The 18,827-nt window shown below is 65.3% G+C and carries 5 protein-coding genes; all 5 read right to left on the bottom strand.

The annotated features are described in order from the left end of the window. Positions 1-24: 24 nt before the first annotated feature. The gene (locus tag VLU25_18160) at positions 25-5,013 is read right to left on the bottom strand and encodes an amino acid adenylation domain-containing protein (GenBank protein ID HSR69858.1); all 4,989 of its coding nucleotides are present in this window, start codon (positions 5,011-5,013) and stop codon (positions 25-27) included. A 125-nt stretch (positions 5,014-5,138) separates the two neighbouring features. After that, positions 5,139-6,890 carry an ABC transporter ATP-binding protein gene (locus tag VLU25_18155; GenBank protein HSR69857.1) on the bottom strand — a complete coding sequence of 584 codons (1,752 nt, stop codon included), beginning with the start codon at positions 6,888-6,890 and terminating at the stop codon, positions 5,139-5,141. Continuing rightward, the gene (locus tag VLU25_18150; GenBank protein HSR69856.1) at positions 6,871-11,961 is read right to left on the bottom strand and encodes an amino acid adenylation domain-containing protein; all 5,091 of its coding nucleotides are present in this window, start codon (positions 11,959-11,961) and stop codon (positions 6,871-6,873) included. Before VLU25_18150 ends, VLU25_18155 begins: the two co-directional genes overlap by 20 nt. Beyond that, positions 11,961-12,881 (bottom strand): 2OG-Fe(II) oxygenase, encoded by a 921-nt coding sequence (locus VLU25_18145; protein ID HSR69855.1) that lies wholly within the window; start codon positions 12,879-12,881, stop codon positions 11,961-11,963. The genes VLU25_18150 and VLU25_18145 overlap by 1 nt, the downstream gene beginning before the upstream one ends. A 68-nt stretch (positions 12,882-12,949) precedes the next feature. Next, positions 12,950-18,826 carry an amino acid adenylation domain-containing protein gene (locus VLU25_18140; protein HSR69854.1) on the bottom strand — a complete coding sequence of 1,959 codons (5,877 nt, stop codon included), beginning with the start codon at positions 18,824-18,826 and terminating at the stop codon, positions 12,950-12,952. Position 18,827: the final 1 nt, after the last annotated feature.

The raw sequence follows: 18,827 nt of genomic DNA, 5'->3' as shown, positions 1-18,827 counted from the left end.
CAAGAGAGCGGCCGACGTGGTCGTTTAAAAGAAGAGATCGGCTTCAGGCTGCGGCCGGCCGTGGGCGCCGGTTCGGGCCTCGATGGCCGACGCGCAGTCGGCCAGTACCGGTTGTTCAAAAATGGTCTGCAAGGGCAGGTCCACTTGCAGATCGCGGTAGACGCGCGAGATCACCTGCATGGCCGAGAAGGAATGTCCTCCCAGGCCGAAGAAGTTGTCGTGGATGCCGATCTGATCCTGTCCCAAAACTTCCGACCAGATGGCCGCCAGGGCCGACTCGGCCTGAGTGCGGGGAGCCGCGAAGGACTGCTGGCGGGCGGCCTCGGGAGCGGGCAGCGCGGCCCGGTTGACTTTTCCGTTGGGGGTCAGGGGCAGTTCCTCCAGCCACATCATGATGGCGGGGATCATGTAGTCGGGGAGTCGCTCTTTGAGAGCCTCGGCCACACTTGCGGCCACCAGTTCCTGTCGGCGCGGAGAGAGATCACGCCGTCCTACCAGGTAGGCCACCAGTCCGTCCTCGCCGGGACCCCGGGAAGGGGCCGTGACCACGGCGGCCGCCACTTCCTCGTGGTCGGTCAAGGCGCTTTCGATTTCGCCCAGTTCGATGCGGAAACCGCGCACCTTGACCTGGTGGTCCCTGCGTCCGATGAAGTCCAGGTTGCCGTCCAAGCGCAGCCGCACCAGGTCTCCTGTCCGGTACATGCGCCGTCCCGGCGAGGACGCGTAGGGGTCGGGCACAAAGGCCGCCGCCGTCAGGGCGGGCCGTTTCAAATAGCCCAGGGCCACGCCTTCTCCGCCGATCGCCAATTCTCCTGCCACACCCATGGGCGTCCGCCGCAGATTGGGGTCGAGGACGAAGATCTCGGTGTTGGCCAGAGGCCGTCCGATGGGCACCGAGGCCTGTGGGCCGTTCAGTTGGTGGGCCGTCGACCAGATGGTGGTTTCGGTGGGGCCGTAGAGGTTCCAGGACTCGGCGCTGCGCTCCAGCAACCGACGGGCCAGGGAGGGAGGCAGCGCCTCTCCACCCGAGAGGGCGGTGATGGACTCTCCGCCTTTCCAGCCCAACTCCAGCAGCGCCCGCCATCCTGACGGAGTGGCCTGCACCAGGTCGGGGTCGCATCGGCTCATCTCTTCCACCACGCTTTGCCCTGCGCTGAGCGGACGGGAAGCCAGGCAGCACTTGGCCCCCACGATCAGAGGCAGGAAAAGCTCCAGGGCGGCGATGTCGAAGGTCAGGTTGGTGAGGGCGAAGATCCGTTCCCCCTCGCGGGTGGCGAAGAGAGTCCGCAGGGAGGCCAGCAGGTTGATCAGGTTGCGATGGGTGACCATGACTCCCTTGGGACGTCCGGTGGAGCCGGAGGTGTAGATGAGGTAGGCGGGATCGTCGAGGCCGGCTTCCGCTCCTCGGCGGACCTGTCCATCTCGCGTCTCTTCCAGCAGTTCCTCCACCCTGACGACGGGCACGCCGCAATCTTCCACCGAGGGGGGCGAGGTCGAATCGGCCAGCAGCAACGAAGCGCCGGCGTCCCTGAGGATGGAACGCAGGCGGGCTTTGGGATGGTCGGCGTCGAGGGGCAGGTACGCGCCTCCCGCCTTCATCACGGCCAGCAGTCCCAGCGGCAGAAGAATCGAGCGTCCCAGGCACGCCGCCACCACCGAGCCTGGCCCGGCCCCGAGCCGGCTCAGGCCCCCGGCCAGGCGTCCGCTGCAGCGGTCGAGGGCGGCGTAGGTCAGCGACTGGCCCGCCGATTCGAGCGCCAGGCCGTCGGGAATTCGCCGGGCCGTCTGGGCCGCCAGGTGGTGGACGCAAGCCTGCGGATAGGGGCTGCGGGTCTGGTTCCAGCGCCTCATCTGGCGCCGCTCCTCCCGGCTCACCAGGTCAAGCTCGGAGAGGCGCTCGTCCGGCTGCTCCAGCAGGGCCTGGAGGAGGCGGCGATAGCGCTCGAAGAAGCGTTCGATGGTAGGGCGTTCGAAGAGGTCGGTGTTGTATTCCCAGACGACGGTCAGCCCTCCCTGCGACTCGTGGCGGCGTCCGCGGGGGATGACGATCAGATTCATGTCGAACTTGGAAGAGCCATTGTCGAGCACCTCTTCGACCTCTACCTCGAGGGGCGGCCAACCGAGGCCGGGAAGCGGCGAGTCATGAAAATTGAAGGCGGCCTGAAAGAGCGGGTTGAGGCTCAGATCGCGCCGGGGCTGAAGGGCTTCCACCAGCGAGTTGAAGGGGAAGTCCTGATGGGCATAAGCCTCCAGGGTGATGCGGCGCACCTGGCGCAGCAGTTGGCGCAGGGTGGGATCGCCCGGCAGCTCGAGGCGCAGCACCAGGGTGTTGATGATCATGCCGATGAGGGACTCCGCCTCGCGGCGGCGGCGATTGGCGATGCCGGTGCCCAGGCTGATGTCGTTCTGGCCCGTCAACCGCCTCAGCAGGGCGAAGAAGGCCGCCAGCATGAACATGAACAGGGTGGCGTTCTCGCGCCTCGCTGCCTGACGCAACCGCTCGGCCAGATCTGAGGGGATGCGGAAGCGCAGCATCGCGCCCCTGAAGCTCTGGGAACCGGGCCGGGGCCGGTCCAGGGGCAGGTCGAGAACCGGCTTGGCGCCGGCCACCCGCTCCTTCCAGTAATTCAGTTGCCTGCGGGCCTCTCCGCTCTTCAGCCAAGCCCGCTGCCATCGGCAGAAGTCGGCGAACTGGACGGGCAGCTTCTGCAGAGGCGAGGGCTGTCCGCGCTGGAAGGCAGTATAGAGGTCGCGCAGTTCGCGCACGAAGACGGTGAAGGACCAGCCGTCGGTGAGGAGGTGATGCTCGAGATGCACCAGGGCATGGCGTCGCGACCCCAGCTTGACCAGCGTCCAGCGCACCAGCGGCAGCTTGCCCACGTCGACAGCGCTGCGGCCCTGGCTCTTCAGGAAGTCCTCGAATCCGGCTTGGGCCTGTTCGCCGTCGCCGCTGAGATCGAGCAGAGGCAACTCGACTTGCCAGGGCGGATGCACGACCTGGCGGGGGCGCCCTTCGATGGAAGTGAAGGTGGTGCGGTAGATCTCATGGCGGCGAACGATTTCAGTCAGTGCCTTTTGCAGTGCGGCGGCCTGCAGCGGACCCCGAAAGCGGATCACCGACAGGGCCAGGTAGGCGACATTAGCCGGAGCCAGCCTCTGCAGGAAGAAGATCCCCTCCTGGGCCGCGGAAACGGGATCGTGAGGACGCCTCGGATGCGCCTCGACAGGGGGCCAAAGGGGTCCGGCGGCGGACTCGGGAGCTTGCTCCATCCAGCCCGCCAGTTGAGACACGGTTTCCCTCTCGAAGAGCACGTCCAGCGGCACTTCGCGGCCCATGACGTCACGTATGCGCGCCGCCGCCTGGCCGAGAAGCAGCGAATGTCCTCCCAGTTGAAAAAAGCTGTCATCGATCCCCACCTCAGACCGACCCAGCACCTCGCTCCAAACGGCGGCCAGGGTCTCTTCCAGGGGCGTCCGCGGCGGCCGGAAGGGCCGCTTTGAGGTTTCGGGGAAGGGCAGGGCCTCTCGGTCGAGCTTGCCGTTTGGGGTCAGCGGCAGTTCCTCGATCCACATCAGGGCCGAGGGCATCATGTAGTCGGGCAAGCGCTCGCGCAAGAGCCGGCGCAGGCGGTCGAGATCGGCTGGGGTCCCCTGCGGCACCAGATAGGCCACCAGGCACTTCTGCCTCTGCTGGCCGCTGCGCAGCAGCACCGCCGCCTGGCGCACTCCCGGCAGTTCCTGGGCAGCCGCCCTGATCTCTCCCAGCTCAATGCGTACTCCCCTCAGTTTGACCTGTTCGTCGCGCCTGCCCAGAAACTCCAGCTCGCCCTGGGGGCCCTGCCTGGCCCAGTCTCCGCTGGCATAGAGTCGCGAACCCGGCACCTCGGCCGAGGGATCGGGAAGGAAGCGCTGGGCGGTCAGTGCCGGCCGCCGCAGGTATCCGCGCGCCACTCCGGCGCCGGCGATGCAGATCTCGCCCTCGGCTCCGGGCGTGACCGGCCGTAGCGAGTCGTCCAGGAGGTCGATGCGGGTGGCGGCCACGGCCTTGCCGATGCTGGGGCGGGCGGGCCCGCCGTCGATTCGGCACACCGAAGCGTCCACGGTGCACTCGGTGGGGCCATAGAGGTTGTAGCTGGGGCATCCCCGGAGGCCGAGGAGGCGCGACCACAGGTCGGCCTGGATCGCTTCGCCGGCCACCAGCAGGGTTCCCCTCCAACCAGCGCCCGCCTCAAGGCAGCCCTGGGAAAGCCAGGCGGCCAGTTGTGTAGGCGTGCAGTCGAGGACGTCCGGCGCCGAATCGGCGAGGAAGTCGGCCAGCCGTCGGGGATCCTGGCGGGCCTCTTCGGGGAGGACGTGAAGCGTATGTCCCCGGCACAGTTGGATGAGTTGCTTGACCGAGGTGTCGAAGGCCAGCGGACCGTTGAGTCCGATGCGCAGTTGCCGGCGCGGGCCGTAGACGGCTTCCTGCAAGGCCCGCAGCAGGTTCATCACCGAACGGTGCTCGACCATGACCCCCTTGGGTGGGCCGGTGGAACCCGAGGTGCAGATGACGTAGGCCAGGTTGCGGTCGTCGGCAGGCGTTTGCGGGTTGCGAGCGGGCCAGCGTCCGGGGTCTTCTTCAAGGGTTTCCAGCCGGCAGCAAAGGTCGGACGGATAGCCGCACTTCAAAGCCCATGCTTCTCGGGTCACAAGCTTGGCCATCCCCGTTTCGCGGGCCACCGCCTGCAAGCGGGCCTTGGGCCAGGCCACGTCGAGAGGAAGATAGGCGGCTCCGGCTTTGAGAATGCCCAGTACGGCCCAGATCCAGTCGGCCGAGCGTTCCAGCAGGATGCCCACCCGGTCGTCGGGTCCTACGCCTTGAGAGCGCAAGTGATGGGCCAGGCGGTTGGCATGCCGGTTCAATTGCCGATAGCTGAGCGAGGCGCCGGCGAAAGACACAGCTATCCGGTCAGGAGTGCGGGCGGCCCGGATCTCGAAGGCCTGGTGAAGCAGAGATGGTCTTTCGTCGGACATGCTTAGCAAAAGGTGGCGCTCAGGTCGCCGGCGGCTCCGGTGGGGATCGCGGCAAGGATGTGCATCCCACCAGGCCTCCGCCATTCACGCCGTTTCCACCGCAGGTAGAGGCGGACTACCCGGCCTCAGGCCGTGCGGCGTTGGCGCTCGATCATTTCGAAATAGGCTCCACCTTTGGCCAGCAGCACCTCGGGCGAACCCATCTCGGTGATCTTGCCCTCATCCAGCACGATCACGGTGTCGGCGTAGGTGACCGTGCTGAGGCGATGGGCGATGATGAAGGTGGTGCGTTCCTTGAGCAGTTCTTTGAGAGCCGCCTGGATGGCCTGCTCGTTCTCGGTGTCGAGGTTGCTGGTGGCCTCGTCGAGGATGAGAATCTTGGGATCGGCCAAAAAGGCGCGGGCGATGCTGATGCGCTGGCGCTGTCCTCCCGACAGCTTCACGCCCCTCTCTCCGATGAGGGTGTCGTAGCCCTGGGGCAACTGATCCACGAATTCGTGCGCGTTGGCGTGGCGGGCTGCCGCGATGATGTCTTCCATGTCGGCGCTGGGGCGGGCGTAGGCGATATTGTCGCGTACGCTGCCGTCGAAGAGGAAGACGTCTTGTTGCACCATGCCCAGCAAGCCGCGGTAGCTCTTCAGCTTGATGTCCCGAAGCTCGATGCCGTTCAGGTAGATGGCGCCCTCCTGGGGATCGTAGAAGCGTGAAATCAGGTCGGTCAGGGTGCTCTTGCCGGCTCCGCTCTTGCCCACCAGGGCCACCGTCTGTCCGCGCTTGACCTCGAAGGAAACGCCGTCCACTGCCTTGCGGGTGGCCCCGGGGTAGCTGAAGCTGAGATTCTCGATCCTGAGGCTTCGCACCACCCTGGGCGCCTCCACGGCATCGGCGCGGTCAAGCTTGTCGCGCTTGATGTTGAGGATCTCGAAGATGCGGTCCATGGCGGCCAGGTAAGAGTGGAGCTGGTCATAAGATCCCACCACCTGGGAGATGGGCCCCATGATGCGGTTGGAATACATGATGATGGCCAGGATGTCGCCCACCGTGCCTTCATCGTGGATGATCAGGTAGACGCCCAGAATCACGATGATGATCTGAATGAGACCGAAGCCGATGTGCCAGAAGCTGTCGATGCCCACCTGCTTCTTGGCGGCGGCCAGCGACTGGCGGATCATGCGGTGGTAGATCTTGAGATAGGCATTGCGTTCGGCCATCTCGCGCCGGTAGATGCGCGAGACCCGTACGCCTCCGAACATCTCGGTGCTGCGGGCGCTCAGCTCGCTGCCCATCTTGCTGAGTTCCACGAAGAGAGGCCGCAGGCGCTTGGCGTAGAGGTGGGTGGCGATGCCCATGGGAACGATGATGGCCAAAGCCGCCAGAGACATCTTCCAGTTGAGGAAGAAGACCATGAACAGCGCCACCGCAGCCTGAATCAGCGAAATGCCGGGCAGCACCAGCGCCCGGTTGACGGTCTGGCTGACGGTCTGGGTGTCCTGGTTGAGCCGGGCCACGGCGCCGCCCGTCTTCATCTGGGTGAGGACGTTGAGCGGCAGATGAAGCATGTGGCGGAGCAGCCGGTAGCGGAGGCGGGCGGTGATCTTGTTGCCCAGGACGGCGGACCGGTACTGGTAGAGGTATTGGGCCAGGAAAGAGAGAAAAATCAGGACCAGCAAGAGGATTCCGGCGTAGCTGAGCCGGGTCATCTTGGCGGCCGCGTCCAGAGCCTGGTTGAGGGCGATCTCGTCGACGATGAAGTGAAAGATGTAGGGTTGGGCCAGGCTGACCCCCGCCGAGAAGGAGCAGAAAAGGAAGATCATCAGGATCGACCATTTAAAGGGCGCCAATACCTTCCAGTAGCGGTTAAACTCTTTTTTCTTCATGCGTCTCTCCTCCGGCATCGTTTCGTTTCATCATTTGGCCGATCAGCCGGCTCATTTTGTGCAGGGACGAATTCATCACCAGCTTGGGAATCGACATCTGCAAGGCGAAGCGGGACTGAATCTTCAATTGCAGCCGCAGCAGGGTGAGGGAGTCCCCTCCCAGCTCGAAAAAGTCGCTCTCGGGACCGATTTCCGCGACTCCCTCCAACACCTCGCTCCACAGGTCGAGGACCCTTTTCTCCACCTCGTCGCGGGGGCTGTAGGGACGGGCCGGGCTCTGCACGGAGGCCTCGGGAGGCGGCAGGGCGGCGTAGTGGATCTTGCCGTTGCGGGTCATGGGAATGGAGTCGACGGGCACGATGTGAGCGGGCACCATGTAAGGAGGCAGTTCGGAACCCGCGAACTGACGCAGGGCCTTGACGTCCACCTCCCCGCCCCCCAGGACGTGGACGCACAGGCGCTTCTCGCCGCTGGACCGGCGCAGCGAAACCACCGCGTCCTCTACCGAGGGATGGCGCATGAAGGCGTGGCGCACCTCCTCCAGTTCGATGCGGTAGCCCCTCACCTTGACCTGGCTGTCGGCGCGGCCCAGGAACCAGATATCGCCTTGCTGGTCGCGACAGGCCAGGTCCCCCGTCTTGAAGACCCTCACACCGCGCGCCCGGGGATGGGGACGGAAGCGCTCGGCCGTCAAGCGCGGCGAAGCGTGGTATCCGCGGGCTACGTTGACCGAGTCGATGTAGATCTCGCCGATGCCGCCCCTCAGACAGGGACGCAGCCAGGAATCGAGGATGAGAACGGCGGTGTCGTCGACTTCCCTTCCGATGGACGGGCTGGTGCCGTTGTCTCCCCGGCCCGGCTCCACCCGGCCCGCCGTCACCACGTGCGACTCGGTGGGGCCGTAGTGGTTGTAGAGCCGTCCGCCCCGCTGCATGAAGCGCCTCAGTCCCTCGTCCACCACCAGGGCTTCTCCGGCGTGAATGATGGTACGCAAAGCCGGCAGTTGCAGGCCGTTTGAATGGGCAGCCGCGAGCAGGGCTTTGAGGGCCGTGTCGGGAGCGAACAGGCATTCCACCTGCTCTCGGGCGAGCAGCCCGGAGAGGCGGATGAAGTCGCGCCGCGTCTGGCCGGGCGCCATGACCAGGGTGTTGGCTCCCATCACCGCCGTGAAGATCTCCTGAACCGAAACGTCGAATCCGGTGGAGGCGAACTGCACGATGCGCCGGCCCCGGATGGGCGTGTCGGCCTGCTGCCAGCTCATCAGGTTGGCGATTCCGCGGTGGTGCATGGCCACGCCCTTGGGCCGTCCCGTGCTTCCCGAGGTGTAGATGAGGTAGCTGAGATGGTCGGGGAGCAGCGGGCGAACCGGCCCGCGAGGCTGAGATCGCGGCCCGTCCCCATGCTGGACGGTGATGACCTTGAGTCCGGGCAGGGAGAGCAGCGCGGCGGACTCGGCATCGCTCACCACGACCTGGGCGGCGGCGTTCTCGATCATGTAGTTGATGCGCTCGGCGGGATCGGCCGGGTCCAGCGGGAGATAGGCGCCGCCCGCCTCCACGGCGGCCAGAGCCGCCATCGTCCACTCCAGCGACTTGCCCAGAAGAACCGCAACCGGGACGTCCGGCCCCACGCCCAATCGCCCCAGGCTGGCGGCCAGCCGGTCCACGCCTTGCCACAAGCGCCTGTAGGAAACGTGACGTTCTCCGTCGACCACCGCGACGCGGTCGGCGCAGGAGGACTCGCGGGCCCTTTGCATCAACTGGCGCAGGTCGCTCCAGGCGGGTTGGCAGGGCGTCCTGGCGGAGAGGCTCCGGGCAAGCGCCTCCGGCGACTGCAAGGGATAGAGGCAGATGGCCGCCGAGGGGTCCTCCACCATCCACTGAAAGCAGCGCAGATAGCAGTCGGCGATGGCCTCGATCTGCTGCGGCTGGAAACGACGGCGGCTGTAGGAGAGGGTCAGGTCCAACTGTTCGGTCCTGGCCAGCATGCTGAAGTCGGTGAAGAGCTCGAAGTCGGTCTCTTCGTGGACGCGAGTCTCCAGAATCTTGAGGGGGGCGTCTTCGACCAGCTTCTCGTAGACGTGAAAGTTGGTGTAGTTGAAGGCCGTCTGCAGGTCGGCCTTGCCCCCCTCGGGATCGCGCATGGCGGCCAGCGGGTAGCGGCGGAAGGGCAGGATGCGCCTTTCCTCCCGGTAAGTCTGCTGCAGCCATTCCTTCCAGGTGACGTTGCGGTGCTTCATGCGCAAGGGCAGGGTGTTGAGGAAGAGTCCCAGCCCGGCCTCGCCGCCTTCCATCTCGGGACGCCCGTGCGCGATCAGTCCCGTCATGGTGTCACGGCTGTTGGTGATGAATCCCAGCACCGCCGAATGGGCCGCCAGCAGGACGCTCTTGAGTGGGACCTTGACTTCGCGGGCCAGAGACCTGAGGGCCTGGGTCAGCTCGTCGTCCAGCGGGAACCGCTTCTTGCCCACCGCCGAACCCGTCGCCGTCTCTTGCTCATTGGCGCCCACGTTGAGGGGCAGGCGCAGACGGGCGTAGTCGCTCAGGTAATCGCTCCAGAACTGGGCTTGACGGGGACTTTCCAGAGCCTCCCGCTCCAGCAGGACGTAGCGGCGAAAGACATTGTCGGCCGGCGAGTAGGCGTCCTGCGGCGGACTTCCGCCGCCCTCCCGCAGATAGCGCTGAAAGAGCTCGGTGAGCAGGCTGGCCACGCTCCACCCGTCGAGGATGGAGTGGTGCTCGGTCAGCCCCAGGTAGAAGAGTTCATCCGAGCAAACCATGATCTTGAAGCGGATCAGCGGCGCCCGCGCGTAATCGAAGTGATTGCTCTTCTCGCGCTCCATCCAGTCCTCGACCGCCTTCTCCTGCTGGGAAGCCGGCATCTGGGGCAAGCGCTCCACGGTCACCGGCGGCTCCACCCGGTCGTAGACCAGTTGCATGGGAAGGCCGTAGGCTTCCATCTCGAAGCCGGTGCGCAGGACGGGATGAGCCGACAGGAGTCCCTCCACGGCCTGGCGAAAGCGTGCTTCCTGAAAACGCCCCTCGATCTTGAAGAGGCTGACGTTGTGGTAGGGCTTGACGTCGAGGCGGCTTTCGGCGGCGTGGAAGAGCATTCCGAGCTGCAGGTGGGTGAGGGGATAGGCGTCTACCGCCTGCTCGGGAAGCGTGGGCGGGGAGCCCTTCCAGAGAGCCTCCGCCGGCAGGGCGTCTTCGGCGTCCTGCTGCTTCTGGCTGCTGACCAGACGGCTCAAGGCGCTGATGGTCGGAAACTCGAAGAGGTCCTCGATGGCGATGTCCAGCCCCAGCGACTTGAGGCGTGCGCTGACCCGCAGCGCCTTGATGGAGTCGCCGCCCAGGTTGAAGAAGTTGTCGTTGATGCCCACCGACTTGAGCGCCAGCAAATCGCTCCACACATCGGCCATCACCTCCTGCTCCCAGGTTTGAGGAGGCACGAAGCCATCGCGCTTTTGCCGATCGCGGTCAGGAGCCGCGGGCAAAGCCTTGTAGTCGATTTTGCCGTTGGGCGTGAGCGGGAACTCGTCCATGACCTCGATGAAGGAGGGCAGCATGTGTTCGGGCAGTTCCTGACGCAGGGAGTCCCACAGTTCGTCGAGCGCCAGCTCCGGGCCGGAGGGGATGATGTAGGCGGCCAGAACCTTGTCCCCGGCCTGATCTTCGACGGCCCTGACCACCGCTTCCCGTACGCCCGGCTGGCCCAGCAGGCAAAAGCGGACTTCTCCCGGTTCGATGCGGAACCCCCTGATCTTGACCTGGGTGTCGCCTCGCCCCAGGTATTCCAGCTCGCCCCCGGGCAAGGCGCGCCCCAGGTCGCCGGAGCGGTAAAGCCGCTTGCCGAGATCGCCCCCAAACGGGCTGGGCAGGAAGCGCTGGGCGGTAAGAGAGGGAGACTGGAAGTAGCCCAGGGCCACCCCCTCTCCGGCCACGTAAATCTCGCCCGCCACTTGGGCGGGTACGGGATTCATGTGGGCGTCCAGAAGGTGGACGCGCAGGTGAGGCAGGGCGGGGCCGATCAGGCTGCGGTTCTCTTCGGCGTCCTTCTCGTCCATCAGCCGATGAGTTACGTGGACGGTGGTCTCGGTGATGCCGTACATGTTGAGCAGTCGGGTGCCGGCTTCCCGCAGGGCCGGGCAGAACTCGAGCAGCGGCTGCATGTAGAGGGCCTCGCCTCCGAAGACCACCCAACGCAACGCCAGGTCGGAGGGACGGTCCTGGGTGAGCCGTCCCAGAGTCACCAGCCGCCGGAAGGCCGAAGGCGTCTGGCTGAGTACGGTGACGCCTTCGCGCCTGATGAGGCGGGCCAGCTCATCGGGGGTCCGGGCGTCCCAATGGGACACCACCACCAACCGTCCGCCGGTAAGCAGCGGTCCGAAGATCTCCCATACCGAGAAATCGAAGGCGATGGAGTGAAAGAAGGTCCAAACGCCTTGGCGCTGAAAGTCGTAGAGGCTGAAGGCGGCCTGGAAGAGACGGGTCACGTTGCCGTGGCTGACAAGCGTTCCCTTGGGCTTGCCCGAAGAGCCCGAGGTGTACATGAGATAGGCAGGCTGGTTGAGCGGGACCTGCAACCGGGGATTGGCGGCCCGGCCTTTGAAGATACGCGGCTCTTCTTCGTCGAGATCGATCACTCGCGCCTCGAGTCCCGTCAGCCGATGGGCCGAGGACTGGTCGCTGAGAATGAAACGGGCCTTCTCGCCCGTCAGCGCCACCCGCTTGGCGGGAAAGTGGGAGTCGATGGGCAGGTAGGAGGCTCCCGCTTTGAGGACGGCCAGCAGCGAGACGATCAGTGCCGGAGTGCGCTCCAGGAAGAGGGCCACCAGGTCGCCCGGCTGCAATCCCCGGTCTTGCAGATGGCGCGCCAGTTGGTTGGCCCGCCGGTTGAGGACTCCATAGCTGACCGACCGATCCCCGCATACCACTGCCACCGCGTCGGGATGGCGGGCGGCCCGGCTCTCGAAGATGCGGTGAATGGGCCGTCCCCAGTCCGCGGCGGGACCGGCCTGCCCATTCTTGAGGGCGGTGGCGCCTTCACTTCGTTGCAGCGTTCTCTCCATCAGCCTTCCTGTCCTACAGAATCTTGGTTTTTCCGCAGATGCCTCCGCCGCATCCACCGCCTGGCCACGGTGAGGCCGTGGATGACGAAGGGAGGAGTGAATTTGACCGCCACCGCCGAGGGACTGAAAAGGAAGTCCTTGACCACGGGAGGAAGGATCATCTGCGAGAGCGGCTTGCTGGGCCGCATGGAAAGGTTGTCTTTGTCGTACCAGCCGTCGTTGGACGTCAGCTCGTACTTCATCAACTCCTCCTCCGGGATCAAGGCGGTGAAGTACCAGAGCGCGAAGGACAGCCTGGAACGGTCGGGCGGGCAGTTGAGCGGTTCGGGGTTGCCGTGCAGGGCGTCGGCCGTCACGGTCGAAACCACCATGCGGTTGATGAAGGGATAGTAATAGACGCTGTTCTCGAGGTTGGTGTCGCACAGCTCCAGATAACCGCCGTACTCCTCCTTCCAGTCCTCGTTGAGGTAGAGAATGATGTTGACCCTGCGGAACAGATCGAGGTCTATGTGGCGGAAAAAATCCCGGTGGATCTTGAGAAATCCGCCCCTCTCCATCTGGTGAAATCCGGAGTTGTAGTAATGGGGGTCGAGCAGCAGGCCCTTGATCCCGGTTAACGTCTCCAGCCCCCGTATGAAGCGCGAGGAGGTGCAGATGGACAGTAAGTCAGCAGTATTCTGAGCGCCGCGGCTGAGCTCTTCCACGGAGATAATGCGCTTTTTCTTGGCGCGGTCCTTGTGCTCGAAGTCGCTCCATCCGGCGTTAGACTGAGCCTGACGAACTTCTTCGATTACCCCTCTCAAGAGGTCGGGGGGGAAAAGGTCGTCGATGCAGCAATGGGGATAGGGCTCGGCCCTTGAGTACTGCTCGCGCATTTGCTCGGTCAGTTGCTCGAACTTGTCGAGAGTGCCGTCGATCAAGGTTGGACTGCGTCTTCCGCTAGCGGTCTGAGATGGGCCGGCTGGGGGCATGTCGGCGCTCCTTTTCTTTAGTGCGACCAGGACGCGGCGCAGCGTCCGATGGGATCCGTCTGCGAGCGCGTCATCCAAAGAAGGGTCTCTTCAAGGTGTTTGAGGATCTGTCCAACGGCGGTGGAATCGAAACGGGAGGGATGGTAGACAGCCTTGATGCTCAGTTGCCTGCCCTGGGCGCCCACTACGATGGTGAGAGGATAGTTGGTCTGCTCGACCGACCTGGGGGCGTCGATTCGCAGTTCGTCCTCCAGCGCCTCGACATCGAAGCTCATGGGATAGTTTTCAAACACAAGGATCGTTTCGAACAGCCTCTCCTTCTCGGGCAGATTGGCCAATTGCTGGATTTCCACAAGGGGCAGGAAGTCGTGCTCCAGCACGCCCTGCAGGAGGCTGCTGACCTGAGCCAGGTAGTCGGCCGACGGGGTGGCGGGATTGATCCGCACCCGCATGGGCAGCGTATTGATGAAGAGTCCCACCCGCTCTTCGACCTCGGCCAGTTCGGGGGGACGTCCCGAGACGGTGATTCCGAAGGTGACATCGTCAGAGCCCGCGTAGCGTCCCAGAACCAAAGCCCAGGCCGCCTGGACCACGGCGTTGGGCGTCACCCGCCGCTGCGATGCCATGTGCAGCAGATCTTCGACGTCTTCAGACTTCAGCTCCAGCATGGCTTCGCGGTGGGCCTGGAGTTCATCCCCGCCGGGCGGACTCGGCAAGGCCAGCTCGGTGGGACCGGAAAGGCCCTCCAGAGCCTCCTGCCAGAAACTCCGCCCTTCTTGAGGCGACTTGGACAGCAGCCATTCGATGTACTCGCGGTAAGGCCGGGCCGGCTGCCGGGCCAACGGCTCTCCCCGGGACAAGACCCGGTAGCCGGCCAGAACCTCCCTGAGCACATTGCTGGTCGACCATCCGTCGACCAGGATGTGGTGGTGGGTCCAGAGGAAGAAGAATGTATCTGGCGCGCTGCGGACCAGCGTCAAGCGGTGCAGCGGAGCCCGGCTCAAATCGAGTCCCTGAAGGCGCTGCTCCCGCAGCAGGTCCTGGAGCCGCTGCTGCACGTCTACCGAGCCGCGCCAGTCCAGCTCTTCCATTGGCAGGGGCGGATCGGCGTGGACGACCTGAAGGGGCCGGGAAAGGTCCTCCCACAGGAAGGAGGTGCGCAAGGCGCTATGACGCGCCATCACCCGCTTCCAGCTCTGGCCGAAGGCCTCCCGGTCGAGCTTGCCTCTCAGCCTGACGCAGAACTGCACCAGGTAGGGACTCGACTGCGACGCCGCAAGCGAGTGGAAGAGCATTCCCGTCTGGGTGTGGGAAAGCGGATAGATGTCCCGCACGCCGGGATGCTCGGCCAGGATGGCGTCGATCTGGTGCTGCTTCAGGCCGGCCAGCGGAAAGTCGGAGGGAGTGAAAGCCGGCGCTTCCAGGCCAGTGCAGTGCCCGGCGATTTTCTCAAGATGCTCGACGATCGACTCGGCCAGACTCTCCACCGAGGCGCGGCGGTGAGCCTTGCCGGCGTAGGTGATGTTGACATTCAGGCGTCCCTGGCTGTGAAAGATCCCGACTTCAAGCAGGTGCTGGCGCGGATTGCGGGGCGAACGGTTGGCGGCGGGCGAGGAGCGCAGCCATTGAAAAGGCGACTCGGGTCCCACCGCCCGGTCGACTTCTCCCAGGTAATTGAAGACGGAGTCGGGCGGCTCCATTCCGGCGCAGCGGCGGCGCACGTCCTCGTCGGGCGACAGGTAGCGCAGCAAACCGTAGCCCAGTCCGTTGCCGGGGACCTGTCTGAGCTGCTCTTTGACCTCCTTGATGGAGCGTTCCACGTCGGCCGGACGGGTGAGAGAAAGCAGGATCGGGTAGAGCGAGGTAAACCACCCCACGGTGCGCGAAACATCGGGCCCTGCCGGGAGAGGATGGCGGCCGTGACTCTCCAGCTCCAGCGCCAGCGTTTGAGATCCGCTCCAGCGGGCGTAGGCCATGGCATAGGCGGTCAAAAGCAGGTCCAGAGTGCGGGTGCCGTAAGCCGCATTGGCGCCGCGCAGCAGTTCGCTGCGGCGGCGGTTTAAGGTGAGCGAGATGTGCTCTTCGTTCTCGACGGTGTTCAATTCCCTGCCCTGGGGATGGTCGAGGATCAGCGGAACCGCCCGGCGCCAGCGCTCCGACAGCCAATATTCCTTCTCCTGGGCCAGGTCGCCTTGGGCGCGCTTCTCCAGGTACTCCGTCATCGAGCGGTAGGACCCGGTCTTGGCGGGCAGTTGGACTGATTCCCCTGAACGGGCCTGTTGCAAAGCCGCCTGCAGATCGTCCAGCAGGATGCTCCAGGAGAGGTGATCGATGACCAGGTGATGGGCCACGAGATAGACGAGCAGCGGATCTTGCCGTCCCTGCTCGAAGACGATCACTCTCAGCAGGGGAGGCCGGCTCAGATCGAAGGAGCGCTGGGCCTCTTCGGCTTTGCTGGCCACCAGGTGCTGACGCTGCGGATCGGGCGTGGAGCTGGCGTCCACCCAGGTCAGCACCTGGGCCTGAGCCGCGGCGGCGCAGTGTTGCCGGTAGCCGTCCTCCCCCTTTTGGAAGTAGAGCCGCAGGGCGTCATGATGCTCGATGACGGCTCTCAGGGCCTGACTGAAGTGCTGCTGCGTCCAACGCCCGTCCAGGGAGAGCAGCAACGACTGATTGTAGTGGTGAGCCTCGGGCAAGTCCCATTCGAAGAAGCGGCGCTGCAGGGGGGAGAGGGGCACTTCTCCGGACATCTCCCGAGATGGCGGCTGCTGAGCCGCAACATCGGCGTCCTGAGAGGCGATGCGGGCCAGTTGGCGGATGGTGGGATGATCCTGCATGTCCTTGGGACGCAGGCGCAATCCCTGCTGGTTGGCGCGGGCCAGCACTTGAATGCTGAGAATGGAATCGCCCCCCAACTGGAAGAAGTTGTCGTCGATGCCGATCTGCTCGCGTCCCAGCACTTGCTGCCACAGGCCATGCAGGATCTTTTCCGACTCGGAGCTGGGAGCCGCCGTCGGCTTCTCGGCCTCGGCCGCCTCGGCGACGGCATCTTGCAAGGCTGGCAAGTCGACCTTGCCGTGCCGGGTGACCGGCAGCGTCCTCACGGGATGGATGGCGCCGGGGATCATGTATTGGGGCAACGTCGAGGAGAGGCTGCGGCGCACGACTTCGGGCTCCACCCGCCGGCCTTGGCGGGCCACCACAAAGGCCGCCAGAGCGGGATGGGACTCCTGGCGTTCCACCAGCGTCACGACGCAGTCTGCAACGTCGGGGTGGGAGCGGAGCGCCAAGTCGATCTCAGCCAGTTCGATGCGGTAGCCCCTGATCTTGACCTGGGAGTCGCGGCGGCCCAGGTATAGCATCTGGCCGCTGCCCAGCCAGCGTCCCACGTCCCCGCTGCGGTAGAGGCGCCCGCCTCGGCTGCCGCCCAAGGCCGCATCGGGCAGAAAGGACTGTGCGGTCAGGGCAGGGTTGGCCAAATAGCCGCGGGCCAAGCCGCGTCCGCCGATGAAAATCTCCGCTTCTCTCCAGGTTTCGGCTGCCTCTCCCCCGGGCCTGAGCAGGCGCAGGCGCGTATTGGCAAGCGGACGTCCGATGGGTAGCGGGCCTTGGACGGCTTGTCGGTGGCCCACCCGGTAAACGCTGGAACCCACCACGCACTCGGTGGGGCCGTATTCGTTGACGACGTCGGCCCGCAGGGATCGGGCCAGGGTCCACAGGTCGCGGTTCCCGATCAGGGCCTCGCCTCCCAGAATCATGCAGTCCACCCGGCAAGGCGCCTGGCGGACCTGCAAGAGGCGCCGCAAGGGACCGACGGTGGTGGGCGTCAGCTTGATGAGGCTGGCCCCTCCTAGAAGCGTTAACTGGTCGGCCAGCGACTCGACGGGCGTGTCGCTGAAGCAGGGGTAAACCGTTCCTCCCGCCGCCAAAGGGGCCAGCAGACAGGTAAGGGTGAAATCGAAGGTGAGCGGTGAATGCACCAGCGCTTTTCGTCCCGGGCCCAAGCCATAGTAAGAGGCGCTCCAGGACAGGTAGTTGGAGAGGCCTGCCTGGGTGATCATGGCTCCCTTGGGGCGTCCCGAGGTTCCCGAAGTGTAGAGGACGTAGGCCAGGTGGCCGGGTTGAAGGCGGGTCGTGGGGTTAGCCGATGAGCCCTCTTCGGCCAGGCGCTCCAGATCGATGCGGATGCGAGGCGTCGCCCCCGCGTCCAGGTCATCCGCTTCACTGGTCAGGACTACGACCGCACGGCTTTCCTCAAGCACGGCTTGCGTCCGCTTGGCGGGCCATTGCGGGTCGAGAGGAACGAAGGCCGAACCGGTCTTGAGGACGGCCAGGATAGCGACTTGGGCCTCGATCGAGGTCCCCAGATGCAGGGCCACCGTGGCCTCCGGTCCCACATCAGCCGCCTGCTCGAGCTGGCGGGCCAGGCGGTTGGCCAGTTGATTGAGACAGCGGTAGCTCAATGAACGCTGGCCGTCGGCCGCCGCGACGGTGTCGGGGGTCCGTCCTGCCTGCCTCTCGAAAAGTTCATGGAAACAGCCGCTGAAGGGGCTTTCGGGGCCTTGCGAGAGGGCGTCCAGGTCTACCCGCTCCGACGGGGACAGAGCGCTTGCCTCCAAGACCCTCGCTTGGGGCTCGTCTTCCATCAAGGCCAGCAGGGCATTGATCTGCTGGCCCAGGCGCCGCATGGAGGCACGCGAGTAGAGCGCCGCGTTGTAGTGGATTTGAGAATGGACGCCTCCGTCCCCGATCGAACACGCCAGCTTGACGTCGTAACGGTCCGACGCTGTCAGCAAAAGCTCTGGCCGCCAATGGCCGCTTTTCGACGACCGCGGCTGCCAGCGGACCTGCAGGCAGAGAGGAAAACCGGGCAGTTGCGAGGCCGGGCTGTCATCCCCGTCTCCCAGCGCCAGGTCGAACCATTCCTGCCAATCCGACAGTTCGCCCAGGTCGCGTCCCAGTTCTTCTGCGAGACGGCGGAAGGTGGTCGCCGCTTCCACACGGGCCGTCAGGGGGACGCACTTTTCGTAGGGTCCGATGGCTTCTTCCAGTTCCTGGTAGGGGCGTCCGCTGAGAGCGACTCCCAGGTAGACCTGTTGGCGGGAACCCATAAGCGACAGCCAGGCGCATCCGGCGGCCCCGAGTTGCCGGCTCAACCACTCCTCTCCCGAGGAACTCATGGCCTTGCGGGCCACTGAGGGGGGCAGAACCCAGTCCAGCGCCGCGGGCCGGAAGACGGGGCTTTCAGGGGCGGCTGACCTGTCGACGGGCAGCTCCAGCTCCCAGGGCACCGGCGCCAGGTGCCGGCGCCAGAAAGCCTCAGCCGAAGCGGCGAGTCCGTCTTGTGCCGATTCGTTGAGCCAGGCGGCCACGTCGCGATACTGGGCCACCAGCCGGTCCTCTTGCGCCGCCGGTCCCGAACGGTAGGCGGCTTGAAGCTGACGGAGGAAGTGCAGGACGCTGATGGCGTCCGCCTGCAAGGAGGGAATCCGTCCGGCCAGAAGAAAACGGTCAGCCTCGATCTCTTCGAGGATCAGCCTGATGCCTTCGGGTTGGCCGCCTTCCGCCTCGTCTTGCAGCTCGGCCAGCAGCCGGGAGACACAGTCCTGGAAGTCCTCCGCGGGTTCCACAGCGCGTCGCTCTTGGAACGCAAAGGCGCAAGCGGCCGGGGAAGCGCCTTCTAGGCTCTCCACGGGCCGGCAACTGAGGATGTCGTGACGCGCCACCACCTCCCGCGCCGCCTCTTCAAGCCGCACCGCATCTAATTCCTCGCCGATATGGCAGGCGAAGAAGCCGCAGAGCTGCAAACCGAATTTTCGGCGCAGCGTCCAAAGCCGCTTCTCGGTGGACGAGAGGGCCAGGGCCTGGCTGGGGGATACGGGATTGGTGCTCATA

It is taken from the genome of Acidobacteriota bacterium, assembly GCA_035471785.1.
Classification (GTDB): Bacteria; Acidobacteriota; UBA6911; order RPQK01; family DATIPO01; genus JANQFM01.
This window is presented reverse-complemented; position numbering and strand designations above follow the sequence as displayed.